Source organism: Agromyces aerolatus (genome assembly GCF_031432255.1).
GTDB lineage: Bacteria > Actinomycetota > Actinomycetes > Actinomycetales > Microbacteriaceae > Agromyces.
The window spans coordinates 593,597-607,745 of sequence record NZ_JAVKGQ010000001.1; the positions used below are offsets into that span (position 1 = coordinate 593,597).

The following is a 14,149-nucleotide window of genomic DNA, read 5'->3' on the forward strand; positions in this document are numbered from 1 at the left end:
CGCCATGGACGACGGACCGCGCCACGCAGAACCGTCGGGCCTGGCGCGATCGGTAGAAGACGGCGCGGACGACGAGAGGGCCTGGCGCGGACGACGAGAGGGCCTGGCGCGGACGACGGGAGGGGCCTGGCGCGGACGACGGAAGGTGGCGCGGCCGGCGCTCCGGTAGCCTGAACCGGTGCGTATCCTCGTCCTCGGTTCCGGTGCACGTGAGCACGCGATCATCCTGGCGCTCCTCGCGGAGGAGGTGGGGCACGAGATCGTGACGGCTCCCGGCAACGCCGGCATCGCGGCCAGCCCGACCTCGTCGTCGCGCGGCAGTGTGACCCCGGTCGCGCTCGACCCGAACGACCCAGTGGTCGTCGCCGACTACGCGATCGAGCACGATATCGAGCTCGTGGTCGTCGGCCCCGAGGCCCCGCTCGTCGCGGGCGTCGCCGACGCGCTGCGCACCCGCGGCATCGCCGTGTTCGGCCCCGGCAAGGAGGCCGCCCGCCTGGAGGGCTCGAAGACCTTCGCCAAGCGCATCATGGAGGCCGCGGGCGTGCCCACGGGCCGCGCGACCCTCGCCGACACGATCGACGAGGTCGCGACCACGCTCGACGAGTTCGGCGCCCCGTACGTCGTCAAGGCCGACGGCCTCGCGGCCGGCAAGGGCGTGCTCGTGACCGAGGACCGCGACGCGGCGCTCGCGCACGCCGAGCACTACCTGCACCAGGGCCCCGTGCTGATCGAGGAGTTCCTCGACGGTCAAGAGGTCTCCCTCTTCCTGCTCTCCGACGGCACGAACGTGCTGCCGCTCTCACCCGCGCAGGATTTCAAGCGGCTTCGCGACGGCGACGCCGGCCCGAACACCGGCGGCATGGGCGCGTACTCGCCGCTGCCGTGGCTGGCCGACGCGTCGAACGGCCGCGGCGGCAGCTTCGGCGACGAGCGGGCCTTCGTCGACGAGGTGGTCGAGACGATCGCGCTGCCGACCGTGCGCCGCCTCGCGGAGGAGCAGACCCCGTTCATCGGCCTGCTCTACGCCGGGCTGATCCTCACCGGCCGCGGCATCCGGGTCATCGAGTTCAACGCGCGCTTCGGCGACCCCGAGACGCAGGTCGTGCTGCCCCGTCTCGCGACCCCGCTGTCGGAGCTGCTGTTCGCGGCCTCGACGGGCCGCCTCGCCGAGCAGCCGCGACCCGAGTTCCGCGACGACGCGGCGGTCACCGTGGTGCTCGCGAGCGAGGGCTATCCCGAATCGCCGATCACCGGGCGCCCCATCGAGGGCGTGGAGGACGCGGCATCCGTCGACGGGGTGCACGTCGCGCACGCCGCGACCGCGCTCGCGCCCGGCGAGTCGGGCACCGATCTCGTCGCGACCGGCGGTCGCGTGCTCAACGTCGTCGCCGTCGGCGACGACCTGGCCGACGCGCGGCGTCGCGCGTACGACGCGCTCGAGCGCATCCGTCTCGACGGCGGCCAGTACCGCACCGACATCGCGGCGCGCGTCGCCGACTGACGAGCGGATGCCCCGGCCGGGGCGTCCGACCTGGGGAAGGAGCCGACCATGGCGAACCCGTCCGAGCTTCCCGGCTGGACCCACGTCTACTCGGGCAAGGTGCGCGACCTGTACGTGCCGAGCGCCGTGCTCGATGACGACGACACGTGGACCGGCGACCCGCTGTCGCTCTCACCCGTCGTGCTCGTCGTCGCGAGCGATCGCGTGAGCGCGTTCGACCACGTGCTCGAGCCCGCGATCCCCGGCAAGGGCGCGCTGCTCACCGAGCTCACGCGGTGGTGGCTCGAGCGGCTGCCCGATGTGCCGAACCATCTGGCGTACCCCGAGGACGACCGGCTCGACGTGCCCGGGATCCCGGCCGAGCTCGCCGACCGGGCGACCCTCGCACGCACGCTCGACATGTTCCCGGTCGAGTGCGTCGTGCGCGGTTACCTCACCGGCAGCGGCTTCAAGGAGTACCGGGCGACGGGCGCGATCTGCGGCGTGGCCCTGCCCGCGGGGCTCGAAGACGGCGATCGGCTGCCCGAGCCCATCTACACGCCCGCCTGGAAGGCGCCCATGGGCGAGCACGACGAGAACATCACGTACGAGCGCACGGTCGAGCTCGTCGGCGAGACCGTCGCCGAGCAGCTCCGCGCCATCTCGCTCGAGGTGTTCGCGCACGCGTCGACCGTCGCGGAGGCGCGCGGACTGATCCTCGCCGACACCAAGTTCGAGTTCGGGGCCGACCGCGGGACCGGCATCGTGACGCTCGCCGACGAGGTGCTCACGAGCGACTCGAGCCGCTACTGGGACGCCGAGGCGTACCACACCGCGCCGACGCCCGAGCTGCGCATGGCGAGCTTCGACAAGCAGATCGTGCGCGACTGGCTCGCGGCGAACTGGGACCAGGATGCGTCGGAGGTGCCGCCGACCCTGCCGCACGAGATCGTCGCCCAGACGGCCGAGCGGTACCGTGCGCTCGTCGACCGCCTGACGACCGGCGCGTAGCGGGCGGCGGGAAGCTTTCCGCCGAGGCATCCGTTGCACCCTGTGTGACGACCTCTTCGAACCTGCTCGCCGCCGACACCGGCATGGGTGCGGTGACGCTGCGCGTCGCCGACCTCGACGCCATGATCGCGTACTACCGCGACGGCGTCACGCTCGAACTGCTCAGCCACGACGGCCCGGTCGCGGTGCTCGGCCGCGGCGCGACGCCGGTCGTCATCCTGCAGCACTCGCCCGAGCTGCGGCACGCGTCGCCGCGCGACGCCGGACTCTTCCACACCGCGGTGCTGTTCGACTCGCGCGAGTCGCTGGCGACGGCGATCTTCTCGGTCGCGTCACGCTACCCGGGCACGTTCACGGGCAGCGCCGACCATCTCGTGAGCGAGGCGTTCTACTTCACCGACCCCGAGGGCAACGGCGTCGAGCTGTACTTCGACCGCGACCGGTCGACGTGGAGCTGGGTGCACGGGCAGGTCGAGATGGGCACCGTGTTCCTCGACCCGAACGGGTACCTGCGCGAGCACCTCACCGAGGCAGGGCAGGCTGCCGCGGGCGGTGGCGCCGGGCTGGGCGACGCCGTCGTGGGGCACGTGCACCTCTCGGTGGGCGACATTCCGAGCGCCCGCGAGTTCTACGTGAACCGGCTGGGCTTCGAGACGACGGCGACCTTCGGGCCCTCGGCGCTCTTCGTCTCGGCCGGCGGCTACCACCACCACATGGCGATGAACACCTGGAACAGTGCGGGCGCGGGCAAGCGGCAGCTCGCCCTCGGGCTCGGCAAGGTCGAGATCGTCGTGCCGACGGCCGACGATCTCGGCGAGCTGGGCGAGCGGATGTCTCGCTACGGGGTCGCGGCACGCGACGACGGTCGCACGCTCGCGTTCGACGACCCGTGGGCGAACCTCGTCGAGGTGCGCACCCCGTCGGTCGAGTAGCGAGCGCCAGCGAGCGTATCGAGACCTGCCGGGCCGATCTGTGCGCTCGACCACCGGGTCTCGATACGCGTGCTCGTTCCTCGCGCGCTACTCGACCAACGAAGGAGACTAGCGGCGGTGCGCCATGTCGTGGAAGTCGGCGAATGCCTGCGGCGCGACGGGCAGCGGTTCGAGGTCGGGCCGGGCACGCAGGCCGTCGAGCACGATCGCGAGCTGGCGCCGCCAGTGCGGCAGGTAGTCGCCGCCGAACTGCCCAAGCGAGCCGAGCATGTTCACGAGCACGTTCAGGTCGACGCCCGTGACGTCTTCGCGTAGCGCGCCCTCGGCCTTCGCCCGCTCGACGACGCCGTCGAGCGCGGCCTCGAACTCGAGACCCGGCCGGTACTCCGGGTCCTGCTCGGCGACCCGGCGCATGAGCTCGGGGAGGTACGGCGTGGTCGCGACCCATTCGCTCAGCCGCTCGAGGAACAGCTCGATCGAGCGCCAACCCGTCTCACCGCCGACGATCTCGGGCGCGAGGTCGTGGAACATGGTGATCGATTGCTCGTAGAGTTCCCGGAAGAGCGCGTCGCGGGTCGGGAAGTGACGGTACACGGTGCCGGCGCCCACGCCGGCACGACTGGCCAGCTCGTCGAGCGGGGCGTCGATGCCGCGCTCGGCGAACAGGGCCTTCGCCTCCGACAGCAGCCGCTCATGGTTGCGGCGGGCGTCGCGGCGGGAGGATGTTGCTGAACTCACCCTTCGAGACTACTCCCGTTACCCTCCGCTTATCCGGAGAGCGTTTTCCGATTCTCAGGATTGCGCTTACCAACAGACGCGCCGGGTTGCATACATCGGCATCAATGAGCGGGAGTTCTCCGCATTTCCCCGCGGATGTCCGCCGAAATGACGACTGGATGACGCTCGGTGACGTCACAGGCCTTCCTCAGGCGGATCAGTGAGTGTACAGTCACTCACATGGTGAGACCGCTCTCCACTTCCGATGCTCGGCGACCGATCGTCGTGCAGGCCGCGATCCACGCCTTCGCCCGCACCGGAATCCGTGCGACCGTCGCCGACGTCGCGGCCAGGGCCGGCATCTCGACGGCCTACGTCCTCAAGCTCTTCCCCCGCAAGGAAGCGCTCTTCGCCGCGGCCGTCGACAGCAGCTTCGGGCGCATCCTCGACGTGCTCGGCGAGGGTGCGCGCCGGGCCACCGACCACTCCCCCGACGCGATCATCGCCGCCATGCGCCGCGCGTACGCCCACCTCCTCACCGAACCCGATCTGCTCTGCCTGCAGATGCACGCCCAGTCCGCGGCGGACATCCCCGAGATCGGGTCGGCACTGCGGCGCGGCTACGCGAGCGTGACCGAGTTCGTCTTCTCCCGCAGCGGGTCGACCGACGCGAGCGTGCAGCGGTTTCTCGCCTTCACGCAGCTCTGCCAGCTCATCGCCTCGCTCGGCATCACCGAGGCGACCGAGCACTGGACGCGCGTGCTCACGCACGGCTTCGCGCTGCAGCACGGCGATCCCGAGCAGCGCTTGACCACCGGCGGCTAGGCTGACCGTCGTGCCAGACCTCGACGGCGTGACCGCCAACACGCGCGACATCGAATCGACGGTGATCACCGACTTCGCGGATCGCATGAGCTACGCCGGCTATCTCGACCTGCCGACGCTGCTCTCGGCGCAGCGGCCGCTCTCGCGGCCCGAGCACCATGACGAGCTGCTGTTCATCATCCAGCACCAGACGACCGAGCTCTGGCTGAAGCTCGTGCTGCACGAGCTCGAGACCGCGTGCGAGCTGCTCAGGGCCGATCAGCTCGCGCCCGCGCTGAAGTGCATCGCGCGCGTCAAGCACATCCAGAAGACGCTGACCGAGCAGTGGTCGGTGCTCGCGACGCTCACCCCGACCGAGTACGCCGAGTTCCGCGGCATCCTCGGTCAGGCGAGCGGCTTCCAGTCGTACCAGTACCGCGCGGTCGAGTTCGTGCTCGGCAACAAGCACGCGGGCATGCTGCGCACCTTCGAGGCGGATGCCACGGCCACCGCCATGCTCACGCGCGCCCTCGAGGCGCCGAGTCTGTACGACGAGGTCTTGCGACTGCTCGCGCGAGCGGGGCATCCGGTGCCTGCGTCGGTGCTCGAGCGGGACGTGACGCTCGCGTGGACCTTCCAGCCCGAGCTCGTGCCCGTCTTCCAGGCGATCTACAGCGATGCGCGCGGCAACTGGGACGCGTACGAGACGTGCGAGGAGCTCGTCGACCTGGAGGACAACTTCCAGCTCTGGCGCTTCCGCCACCTGAAGACCGTGGAGCGGATCATCGGCTCGAAGCCAGGCACGGGCGGCTCGAGCGGGTCGGCCTTCCTCGCACGCGCGCTCGAGCTCACCTTCTTCCCCGAGCTCTACGCGGTCCGCACCGAGATCGGCGGGTGACGGATGCCTCCGGCCGCCGCTGCCCTTCGTCGCCGCTGATCGCTCAGAGCGGGCGGGGGTCGTCGCCGGCTCCATCGAGGGGATTCGCGACGCACTCGATCTGCAGTGCGAACTGCTCAGCGCCGAACGGGTTGTAGGTGTGCACGCGGACGCTCACCCCTCGATAGACGCGCCAATCGACGCCGGCCGATGCCACGCGATTCTCGGCATACGCGAGATACGAGTCGAAGATGATGACCGGTTCGGCGGTCACTCTCACCCCGCCGGGGTTGCCGGGCCGGTCGGGCGCCAGGTCGTTCTTGATCAGCGTGCCCGGCACGAAGCGCTTGAGCCACGGGTGCGACGAGGGGCAGCCGAGCACGTGGGTCTCTTTCTCGTTCGGCGGTGCGGTGAACACCTGATACGCGGTCCAGACCCCGTCGGACGACTCGCCGCCGACGGCAGCGCTCGCGGACAGCGGCGTTGCCGAAAGGACCGCGACGAGGGCGACGGTCGCTGCAGCGAACGGCAGACGTGGTGGGGTACGGGATGAGCTCATGTGCATGGCCTCCTCAGAGCTGCGGAACAGACTCGCTCAGTATACTGCTATCCACAGCTCGTCGAGTCCGCGACGGCCCCGCGGCGGGGCATACGATGGCCGCAGCGCGGGCGTCCCCCGCGTGGGCGATTGAGGGGCGACATGGATCACCGTGACGGGCGCACGCAGGAGCCGGCCGAGACGCTCGATCTCGGGCCGCACGCGCAGCGTGCGCGGCGGTCCCTGAACGGGGATGACCCGGGCGAGACCGGCACAGTGCTGCCGCCGTTCATCGACCATCACGTGCACCTCGAGCTGTTCGAGCCCGACCATCTCGCGGCGGGCGGCATCGCCGCGGTCGTCGACCTCGGCGCGAACCCGTCCGTCGTCGCCCGGTTCGCCGCGCGGGATCCGCTGCCGCACGTGCGCTTCGCCGGCCGGTTCCTCACCGCGCCGGGCGGATACCCGGCGGGCCGGTCGTGGCTCCCCGCGGGCGCGCTGCGCGAGGTGCAGTCCGTGCCCGAAGGCCCGGCGCACGCGCACGGCAGTCTCTACGACGACGCCGAGACCGCGGTCGACGAGCAGGTGCGGTTCGGGGCATCCGTCATCAAGGTCGCGTTGCACGCCGGAGGTCCCGCCTTCGACCGGGCCACCCTCGATGCCGTGGTGCGCGCCGCGCACGCCCGGAGCCGGCCCGTCGCCGTGCACGCCGAGGGCCGTGGCATGGCCGAGCTCGCGATCGACGCCGGGGCCGACGCGCTCGTGCACACGCCGTGGACCGACGAGCTGCCGCCCGCGCTCGTGGCGCGCGCTGCGCGCGCCGGCCAGGTCTGGATCTCCACGCTCGACATCCACGGCCACGGTGCGGCGAACGCCGGTGCCGCGCGGGCGCGCGCGAACCTGACGCGCTTCGCCGGGGCCGGCGGGCGCGTCGTGTACGGCACCGATCTCGGCAACGGCGTGCTGCCGATCGGCGTCAATGCGCGCGAGGTCGCCGCGCTCGTGAGCGCGGGCCTGCCGGCCGCCGCGATCGTCGGGGCGCTCACCGACCCGTGGCCGCACGCCGACCGCGCCGCCTGGTCGATGGACAGCCTCGCGACGTTCGTGCCCGGCCCGCCGCCCACGCGGCTCGACGAGCTCGGCGCGTGGCTCGCCGCGGCCCGCGTGCTGCCCGCCGACGGGCTCGACCCGCTCGACGACTGAACGCGTAGTCTGCGGGGAGACCCACCAGGAGGCCATCGATGACGCTCGACCCGCTGCTCGCCTACGCCCGCCGCCAGGACCGGGCCGACGGGCTCGCCCACTACCGCGCGCGCTTCCACGACGCGTCGAGCGACCTGGTCTACTTCGACGGCAACTCGCTCGGCCGCCCGCCGGTCGCGGCCATCGAGCGGATGCAGCACTTCATGCGCGAGGAGTGGGGCGGCCGGCTCATCCGCGGCTGGGACGAGTCGTGGCTGTCGCTGCCCGTCGAGCTCGGCGACAAGATCGGCCGGGCGGTGATCGCGGCGAAGGCCGGGCAGACGGTCATCGGGGACTCGACGACCGTGCTGCTCTACAAGCTCGCGCGCGCGGCCGTCGACGCGCAGGTCGCGCGCGACCCCGCACGTCGTGAGATCGTCGTCGACTCCGACAACTTCCCGACCGACCGGTACGTGCTCGAGGGCATCGCCCGCGAGCGCGAGCTGCGGCTGCGCTGGATCGAGGTCGACCCGGCGACGGGCGTGACCTCCGAGCAGCTCGCCGAGGCGGTCGGCCCCGACACCGCGCTCGTCGTGCTGTCGCACGTGGCGTACCGTTCCGCGTACCTCGCCGATGCCCGCGAGCTGACCCGCATCGCGCATGACGCGGGCGCGCTCGTGCTCTGGGACCTGTGCCACTCGGCGGGATCGGTCCCGGTGCGCGCCGACGAGTGGGGGTTCGACCTCGCGGTGGGCTGCACGTACAAATACCTCAACGGCGGGCCCGGGTCGCCCGCGTTCGCGTACGTGCGTGAGGACCTGCAGCGCGCCCTGTCGCAGCCGATCCAGGGCTGGTTCGGCGCGGTCGACCAGTTCCAGATGGGGCCGAGGTACGAGCAGGCGCCCGGGATCCGCGGGTTCCTCTCCGGGACGTCGCCCATCGTGGCGATGCTGCCGATGGACGAGACGCTCACGATGATCGAGGAGGCGGGCATCGCGGCGATCCGCGCGAAGTCCGTCGCGCTCACCTCGTACGCGATCGAGCTCGCCGAGGCCTGGCTCGCCCCGCTCGGCGTGACCCTGGCCTCGCCCGCGGACCCCGAGGAACGCGGCGGGCACGTCACGCTGCATCACGACGCGATGCGCGAGGTCACGGCGCGGCTGTGGCAGCGCGATGTGATCCCCGACTACCGCGACCCGGGCGGGCTTCGCATCGGGCTGTCTCCGCTGTCGACGAGCTTCGAGGAGGTGCACCGCGGTCTGGATGCCACGCGCGAGGTGCTGCGCGAGGTGCTCGCCGAACGGGCCGGGCTCGGGTGACGCATGCCTCGTGGCCGGTCGCGTGCCGGGGCCCCGTCGGGTCGCACCCGGTCGCACCCGGTCGCGCCGGGTCGCCGGCAGGCGTAGCGTCGACGGTACCGGCGCGCAAGCCCGTCGGCCGATCCGGGTACGTACGGGCCGCCGGCTCTACCATGACGGAGTCGGGGTCGTGGGCCCCGGCCGCAGGCGAGGGAGGGCATCATGACCGATCGTGAGGACCAGGCGAAGGACGCCACCGAGACGACTCGCGAGGCCGCAGCCGAGATGAAGGATGTCGCGGCCACAGCCGCTGAAGACGTGACGACGCAGGCCGGCACTGCCGCCGCCGATGCGAAGAGTGCGGCGGCCGAGGCATCCGCCGACGTGAAGACCGCCGCGGCCGACGCGGCGGCGGGCGCGGCCGATGCCGTGAAGGACGCGAGCGGCGACGCCGCCGAGCAGATCGCCAACGCGAAGCAGTCCGCGGCCGAAGCGATCGACACCGCCAAGCAGGCCGCGGCCGACGCCGCGCAGCAGGTGGCCGGAAGCGTGAGGTCGGCGACCGAGCAGGTGAAGGACTCGGACGCCTTCGAGTCGGTTCAGGAACAGGCACAGCACGCCGTCGACCGCGGCCGGGAGCTCGCGAACGACGGGGTCGGCTACGTGAAGCGCAAGTACCGCGAGAACCCGGGTGCGGTCGTCGCCGTCGGCGCCGCCGCGGGCATTGTGCTCATCGCGATCGTGCGGAGGCTGTTCAGGCGCTGAGCGAGGTTCGTGCGCGGCTACGGAGCCGGATCGGCGACCTTCGCCGCGTCGGCGTCTTCGGCGCCACGCTCCGACCAGTCGACGGTGACCTTCGGCCGCGCGAACCAGAGCACGACCACCGCGCCGGCGAGAAACGCGGCGACGGGCAGCCAGAGCGACTGGCTCATGGCGGCGCTGAAGCCCTCCGCGACGGCGGGCGGCAGGCCACCCGAGCCGCCCGCGCCGGCCTGCTGGGCGGTGGCCGAGTCGAAGCCCGGCAGCTCGGCCGCGAGGCGTGCGTCGAGCAGCGCGGCGATGGCCGCCGAGCCGAGCACCGCGCCCACCTGACGGGTCATGTTGTAGACGCCGGATCCGGCGCCCGCCTGCGCGGGCGGAAGGTTTCTCGTCGCGGTCGAGGCGAGCGGAGACCAGATGCCGGACTGGCCGAGGCCGAGCAACGCCGACGGGATCAACAGCACCCAGAGCGGCTGGTCCGGCGTCAGCAGCACCGCGTAGAGCGCGAGCGAGGCCGCGACGATGAGGAAGCCCGCGACCGCGAGCCACTTCGGGTTCATGCGGTCGTTGAGCCGGCCGACGACGGGTGCCATGACGCCCGCGAGCACGGCCATGGGCACGAGCATGAGCGCCGCCTGCGTCGGCTCGAGCCCCCGCGCGACCTGGAAGTAGAACGCGAGCGGAAGCGGCATCGCGGTGATCGCCAGCCCGACGAGGCCGATGCCCGCGTTCGACAGCGCGAAGTTGCGGTCGCGGAACAGCGTGAGCGGCAGCAGCGGCTCGGCGCGGTTGAAGTGCTGCCAGACGACGAACCCCGCGAGCACCACGAGACCCGCGACGATCAGGCCCCACACCGTGATCGGCCCGGCGACGACGCCCCAGTCGAAGGTCTCGCCCTCCTGGATGCCGAACACGAGCAGGAACATGCCGGCCGCCGAGAGCACGACGCCGAGCCAGTCGAACCGGTGCGAGTGCGTCTCCAGGTGGGGCACGAGCCGCCAGGCCAGCACGAACGCGACGATGCCGACCGGCACGTTCACGAAGAAGATCCACTCCCAGCCGAGCGAGTCGACGAGCACGCCGCCGAGGATGGGGCCGACGAGCGTCGCGACGCCCGCGACCGCACCCCAGAGGCCCATGGCCGTTCCGCGCTGCGTCGGCGGGAAGATACGCGTGATCACCGCCATCGTCTGCGGCGTCATGAGCGCCGCACCGAGCCCCTGCACGGCCCGCGCCGCGATGAGCCACTCGACGGTGCCCGAGAGCCCGCACCACAGCGAGGCGAGCGTGAACACCGTGAGCCCGACGAGATACACGTTCTTGGGCCCGAACCGGTCGCCGAGGCGGCCCGTGATGAGCAGCGGCACGGCATAGGCGAGCAGGTAGGCGCTCGTCACCCAGATCACCGCGGTCAGCGTCGTGTCGAGGTCGGCGAGGATCGCGGGGTTCGCGATCGACACGATCGTCGAGTCGACGAGGATCATGAAGAAGCCGATGACGAGCGCCCAGAGCGCCGGCCACGGCCTTCGTTCGGTCTGCATGAGGCGTCCTTCGTACCGGGGTGCGCGGGGAATCCTACGCCTGCCCGCGGCCATCGCCGACCACCGAGGACCGACCACGCGAGCGCCGCGCCGCCGCCCGGAGAACCCGCACCGCCGCAGCGGATAGAATCGACGCATCCCACACCCGCCACCGGACGGAGAAACTCGGTGCCCACCATCGTCGTCGACGTGATGCCCAAGGCCGAACTGCTCGACCCGCAAGGCAAGGCGCTCGCCGGAGCGCTCGCCCGCACCGGCCACTCGGGCTTCGCCGGCGTCCGCATCGGCAAGCGCTTCGAGCTGACCGTCGACGGGCCGGTCGACGACGCGCTCAAGGCCGACGTCCGCAAGATCGCCGAAGAGATCCTCTCGAACTCGGTCATCGAGGACGTCGTCGGCATCCACTACGAGATCTCGAACGCGGAGCTCGCCGAGGAGGCCTCCGACGAGGCATCCGTCACCGGCGCCGGATTCGGCGCGCCCGCCGGCGAGACGCACTGAGGCCCGCCATGCGCATCGGTGTCATCACGTTCCCCGGCTCGCTCGACGATCGCGACGCGCAGCGCGCGGTGCGCCTCGCGGGCGCCGAGCCCGTCGCGCTCTGGCACGGCTCGCACGACCTCGACGGCGTCGACGCGCTGATCCTGCCCGGCGGGTTCAGCTACGGCGACTACCTGCGCTGCGGCGCGATCGCGTCGCTCAGCCCGATCATGACCGAGGTCGTCGACGCGGCGAACCGCGGCATGCCCGTGCTCGGCATCTGCAACGGCTTCCAGATGCTGACCGAGGCGCACCTGCTCGAGGGCGGCCTGATCCGCAACGACCACGGCGGGTTCGTCTGCCGCGACCAGGTGCTGACCGTCGAGAACGCCTCGACCGACTGGACGAGCGAGTTCGAGGCCGGCCAGCAGATCACGATCCCGCTCAAGAACGGCGAGGGCGGGTTCATCGCCGACGAGGACACGCTCGACCGGCTCGAGGGCGAGGGTCGCGTCGTGTTCCGCTACGTCGACGTGAACCCGAACGGGTCGCTGCGCCGCATCGCGGGCATCACGAACGCGCGCGGCAACGTGGTCGGCCTCATGCCGCACCCCGAGCACGCGGTCGAGCCCGGCTTCGGCCCCGACACCGCGGCCGCGATGCGATCAGGCGTCGACGGGCTCGGCTTCTTCACGAGCGTCATCACGCGCGCCCTCGTCGAGGCGTAGCCCGCGCGCAGCGCCCCTCCCACGCGCAGCGCCACTTTCTGCACGCAGCGCCAGCCCCGACGAACCGCGCCACCTCCAACTCGCCGCGCCACCTCCTGCGCGCAGCGCCAGCCCCGACGAACCGCGCCCGGCACGACGGTCGGGACGGGCGCAGTTGGTCGAAGGCGGCGCACTTGGGCAGAGCGATATGCGGTCAGCGCGGGTCGGGGTCGCGCGACGGGTCGGTTCCGAGCACGGATGCCTCGGTGGTGAGCGTCGGCTCGTCGAGCGGCTCCTCGGGGTCGGCGCCGTCGGGGTCCGCGGACCGCACGATGGGGATCGCCTGCGTGAACTGGCGCCCGCGCGCCTCGGCCTCGGGCGTGCCGGTGAACAGGCCCGAGCGGCCGCCGTCGCCGGCCGCGGCCGGAGCCTCCGCTGCGCGCTCGGGCTCGGCGTCGTGCACCGTATGGCGCTCCTCCGGCTCGAGGTCGGTGATGCCGCGCGTGCCGCCCGAGGCATCCGTCGCCGCCGCGCCCTCGTGCACGAGCACGCGCTGCGCGGGTGCCGACTCGGGGTGGGCGCGCTGCACCCAGTGCACGAGCTCTTCGCGCACGAAGCAGCGGAGGTCGAACAGCGTGCCGGCGTCGGCCGCGGTCAGGAGCACACGGACGCGGACGAGCCCGCCGACCGCGTCGGTGACCTGGAGCACCTTCGCGCGACCGTCCCAGAGGTCGGTGCGCTCGAGGATGCGGTCGAGCTCGTCGCGCATCTCGCCCGGCGAGACGCGCCAGTCGAGGTCGAGCTCGACCGAGCCGAGCAGCTCGCTCGTGGTGCGGGTCCAGTTCTCGAACGGCTGCGACGTGAAGTAGGTGCAGGGCAGCACGAGCCGCCGGTCGTCCCAGATGCCCACGACGACGTAGTTGAGCGTGATCTCCTCGATGCGTCCCCACTCGCCCTCGACGACGACCACATCGTCGACCCGGATCGCATCGCTGAATGCGAGCTGGATGCCCGCGAAGAGATTGGCGAGCACCGACTGAGCGGCGAGACCCGCGACGATCGACGCGATACCGGCCGAGGCGAGCACCGAGGCGCCGAGCGCGCGCACGCTCTCGAACGTGAACAGGATGACGCCGACCGCGATGACGATCACGATGACGACGACGAGCCGCCGCACGATGGCCAGCTGGGTGCGCGCGCGGCGCGCGAGGCGGTTGTCGGCCACATCGACGCGGTAGCGCCGCATGCCGAGGTCGGTGAGGAACAGGAACAGCTGGCAGACCAGCCAGGCGCCGACCGCGATGACCGCGATCAGGAACGCGTGGTCGACGCCGGGCCGCCACTCGGCAGCCGGGAACGAGATCGCGACCGCGATCCAGACGCCGACGACCGCGATGACCGTGCGGAACGGCCAGCGCAGGCGCTGCACGAGGAGGCCGCCCCACTCGCGTCCGCGCGCCGCGGCCCGCACGATGAGCGAGGCAAGCGCCGACACGGCGACGATCGCGACGACGACCGCGACCAGGGAGATGCCGAGCATGAGCCAGGACTGCCAGGTGGGAGTCATGCCTCCAGACTCACCACGGGCGCGGTCGGGCCGCAAGCGGCGTGCGGGGATTTGACAGGTCGAGGGCGGACACACGTCGGGGCCGGCCACGCGCGTGACCGGCCCCGACGATATTCGGTACCCGACTATTTGGCGCAGTATGCCAGCCAAGCGATCATGGCGGGTGGGAACAGCATGGCGAACGGCAGTGATGCAGCGCAGTCATTGCTCATGATCGAACCTCCTTCCATGTAACATTCTAATATCCCAGTCG

The 14,149-nt window shown here is 71.7% G+C and carries 13 protein-coding genes and 1 pseudogene; 10 read left to right on the forward strand and 4 right to left on the reverse strand.

Annotation, left to right across the window (positions count from 1 at the left end):
- The first annotated feature begins 178 nt into the window (after window positions 1-178).
- The 3 genes from purD to RH864_RS02715 all read left to right on the forward strand — a co-directional run bounded on the left by purD (window position 179) and on the right by RH864_RS02715 (window position 3,426).
- A complete protein-coding gene (purD, locus tag RH864_RS02705) occupies window positions 179-1,504 on the forward strand; it encodes a phosphoribosylamine--glycine ligase (protein WP_310515957.1) in 1,326 nt (441 codons plus the stop codon).
- 48 nt (window positions 1,505-1,552) lie between these two features.
- Window positions 1,553-2,494 (forward strand): phosphoribosylaminoimidazolesuccinocarboxamide synthase, encoded by a 942-nt coding sequence (locus RH864_RS02710; protein WP_310515958.1) that lies wholly within the window; start codon window positions 1,553-1,555, stop codon window positions 2,492-2,494.
- Window positions 2,495-2,577: 83 nt separating this feature from the next.
- Entirely contained in the window at window positions 2,578-3,426 is an 849-nt protein-coding gene (locus RH864_RS02715; RefSeq protein WP_310516017.1) for a VOC family protein, read from the forward strand.
- Window positions 3,427-3,534: 108 nt separating this feature from the next.
- Here RH864_RS02715 and RH864_RS02720 read toward each other — a convergent pair whose 3' ends face one another.
- Window positions 3,535-4,164 (reverse strand): TetR/AcrR family transcriptional regulator, encoded by a 630-nt coding sequence (locus RH864_RS02720; RefSeq protein WP_310515959.1) that lies wholly within the window; start codon window positions 4,162-4,164, stop codon window positions 3,535-3,537.
- A 219-nt stretch (window positions 4,165-4,383) separates the two neighbouring features.
- Here RH864_RS02720 and RH864_RS02725 point away from each other — a divergent pair, with 219 nt between their 5' ends.
- Together RH864_RS02725 and kynA are read left to right on the forward strand one after the other, a co-directional pair.
- A complete protein-coding gene (locus RH864_RS02725; protein WP_310515960.1) occupies window positions 4,384-4,968 on the forward strand; it encodes a TetR/AcrR family transcriptional regulator in 585 nt (194 codons plus the stop codon).
- 10 nt (window positions 4,969-4,978) lie between these two features.
- On the forward strand, window positions 4,979-5,845 hold the full coding sequence (gene kynA, locus RH864_RS02730) for a tryptophan 2,3-dioxygenase (protein ID WP_310515961.1): 867 nt from the start codon (window positions 4,979-4,981) through the stop codon (window positions 5,843-5,845).
- A 43-nt stretch (window positions 5,846-5,888) separates the two neighbouring features.
- On the opposite strand, the gene RH864_RS02735 is transcribed toward kynA, so the two are convergent.
- The gene (locus RH864_RS02735; protein WP_310515962.1) at window positions 5,889-6,383 is read right to left on the reverse strand and encodes a hypothetical protein; all 495 of its coding nucleotides are present in this window, start codon (window positions 6,381-6,383) and stop codon (window positions 5,889-5,891) included.
- A 141-nt stretch (window positions 6,384-6,524) separates the two neighbouring features.
- On the opposite strand from RH864_RS02735, the gene RH864_RS02740 reads away from it, so the two are divergent.
- From RH864_RS02740 to RH864_RS02750, 3 genes are all read left to right on the forward strand, one after another.
- Window positions 6,525-7,565 carry an amidohydrolase family protein gene (locus RH864_RS02740; RefSeq protein WP_310515963.1) on the forward strand — a complete coding sequence of 347 codons (1,041 nt, stop codon included), beginning with the start codon at window positions 6,525-6,527 and terminating at the stop codon, window positions 7,563-7,565.
- Between the two features lie 38 nt (window positions 7,566-7,603).
- Window positions 7,604-8,863, forward strand: coding sequence for a kynureninase (locus RH864_RS02745; protein ID WP_310515964.1), 1,260 nt, complete (start codon window positions 7,604-7,606; stop codon window positions 8,861-8,863).
- A gap of 201 nt (window positions 8,864-9,064) precedes the next feature.
- Window positions 9,065-9,607, forward strand: a complete 543-nt coding sequence (locus tag RH864_RS02750) for a hypothetical protein (protein WP_310515965.1) — start codon at window positions 9,065-9,067, stop codon at window positions 9,605-9,607.
- 17 nt (window positions 9,608-9,624) lie between these two features.
- Here RH864_RS02750 and RH864_RS02755 read toward each other — a convergent pair whose 3' ends face one another.
- Window positions 9,625-11,142, reverse strand: coding sequence for a DHA2 family efflux MFS transporter permease subunit (locus RH864_RS02755; protein WP_310515966.1), 1,518 nt, complete (start codon window positions 11,140-11,142; stop codon window positions 9,625-9,627).
- Window positions 11,143-11,310: 168 nt separating this feature from the next.
- Here RH864_RS02755 and purS point away from each other — a divergent pair.
- Window positions 11,311-11,544 (forward strand): annotated as a pseudogene (gene purS / locus RH864_RS02760) (phosphoribosylformylglycinamidine synthase subunit PurS); the annotation flags it as partial.
- Window positions 11,545-11,651: 107 nt separating this feature from the next.
- On the forward strand, window positions 11,652-12,350 hold the full coding sequence (gene purQ, locus RH864_RS02765) for a phosphoribosylformylglycinamidine synthase subunit PurQ (RefSeq protein WP_310515968.1): 699 nt from the start codon (window positions 11,652-11,654) through the stop codon (window positions 12,348-12,350).
- Window positions 12,351-12,543: 193 nt separating this feature from the next.
- On the opposite strand, the gene RH864_RS02770 is transcribed toward purQ, so the two are convergent.
- A complete protein-coding gene (locus RH864_RS02770; protein WP_310515969.1) occupies window positions 12,544-13,896 on the reverse strand; it encodes a mechanosensitive ion channel family protein in 1,353 nt (450 codons plus the stop codon).
- Between the last annotated feature and the right edge of the window lie 253 nt (window positions 13,897-14,149).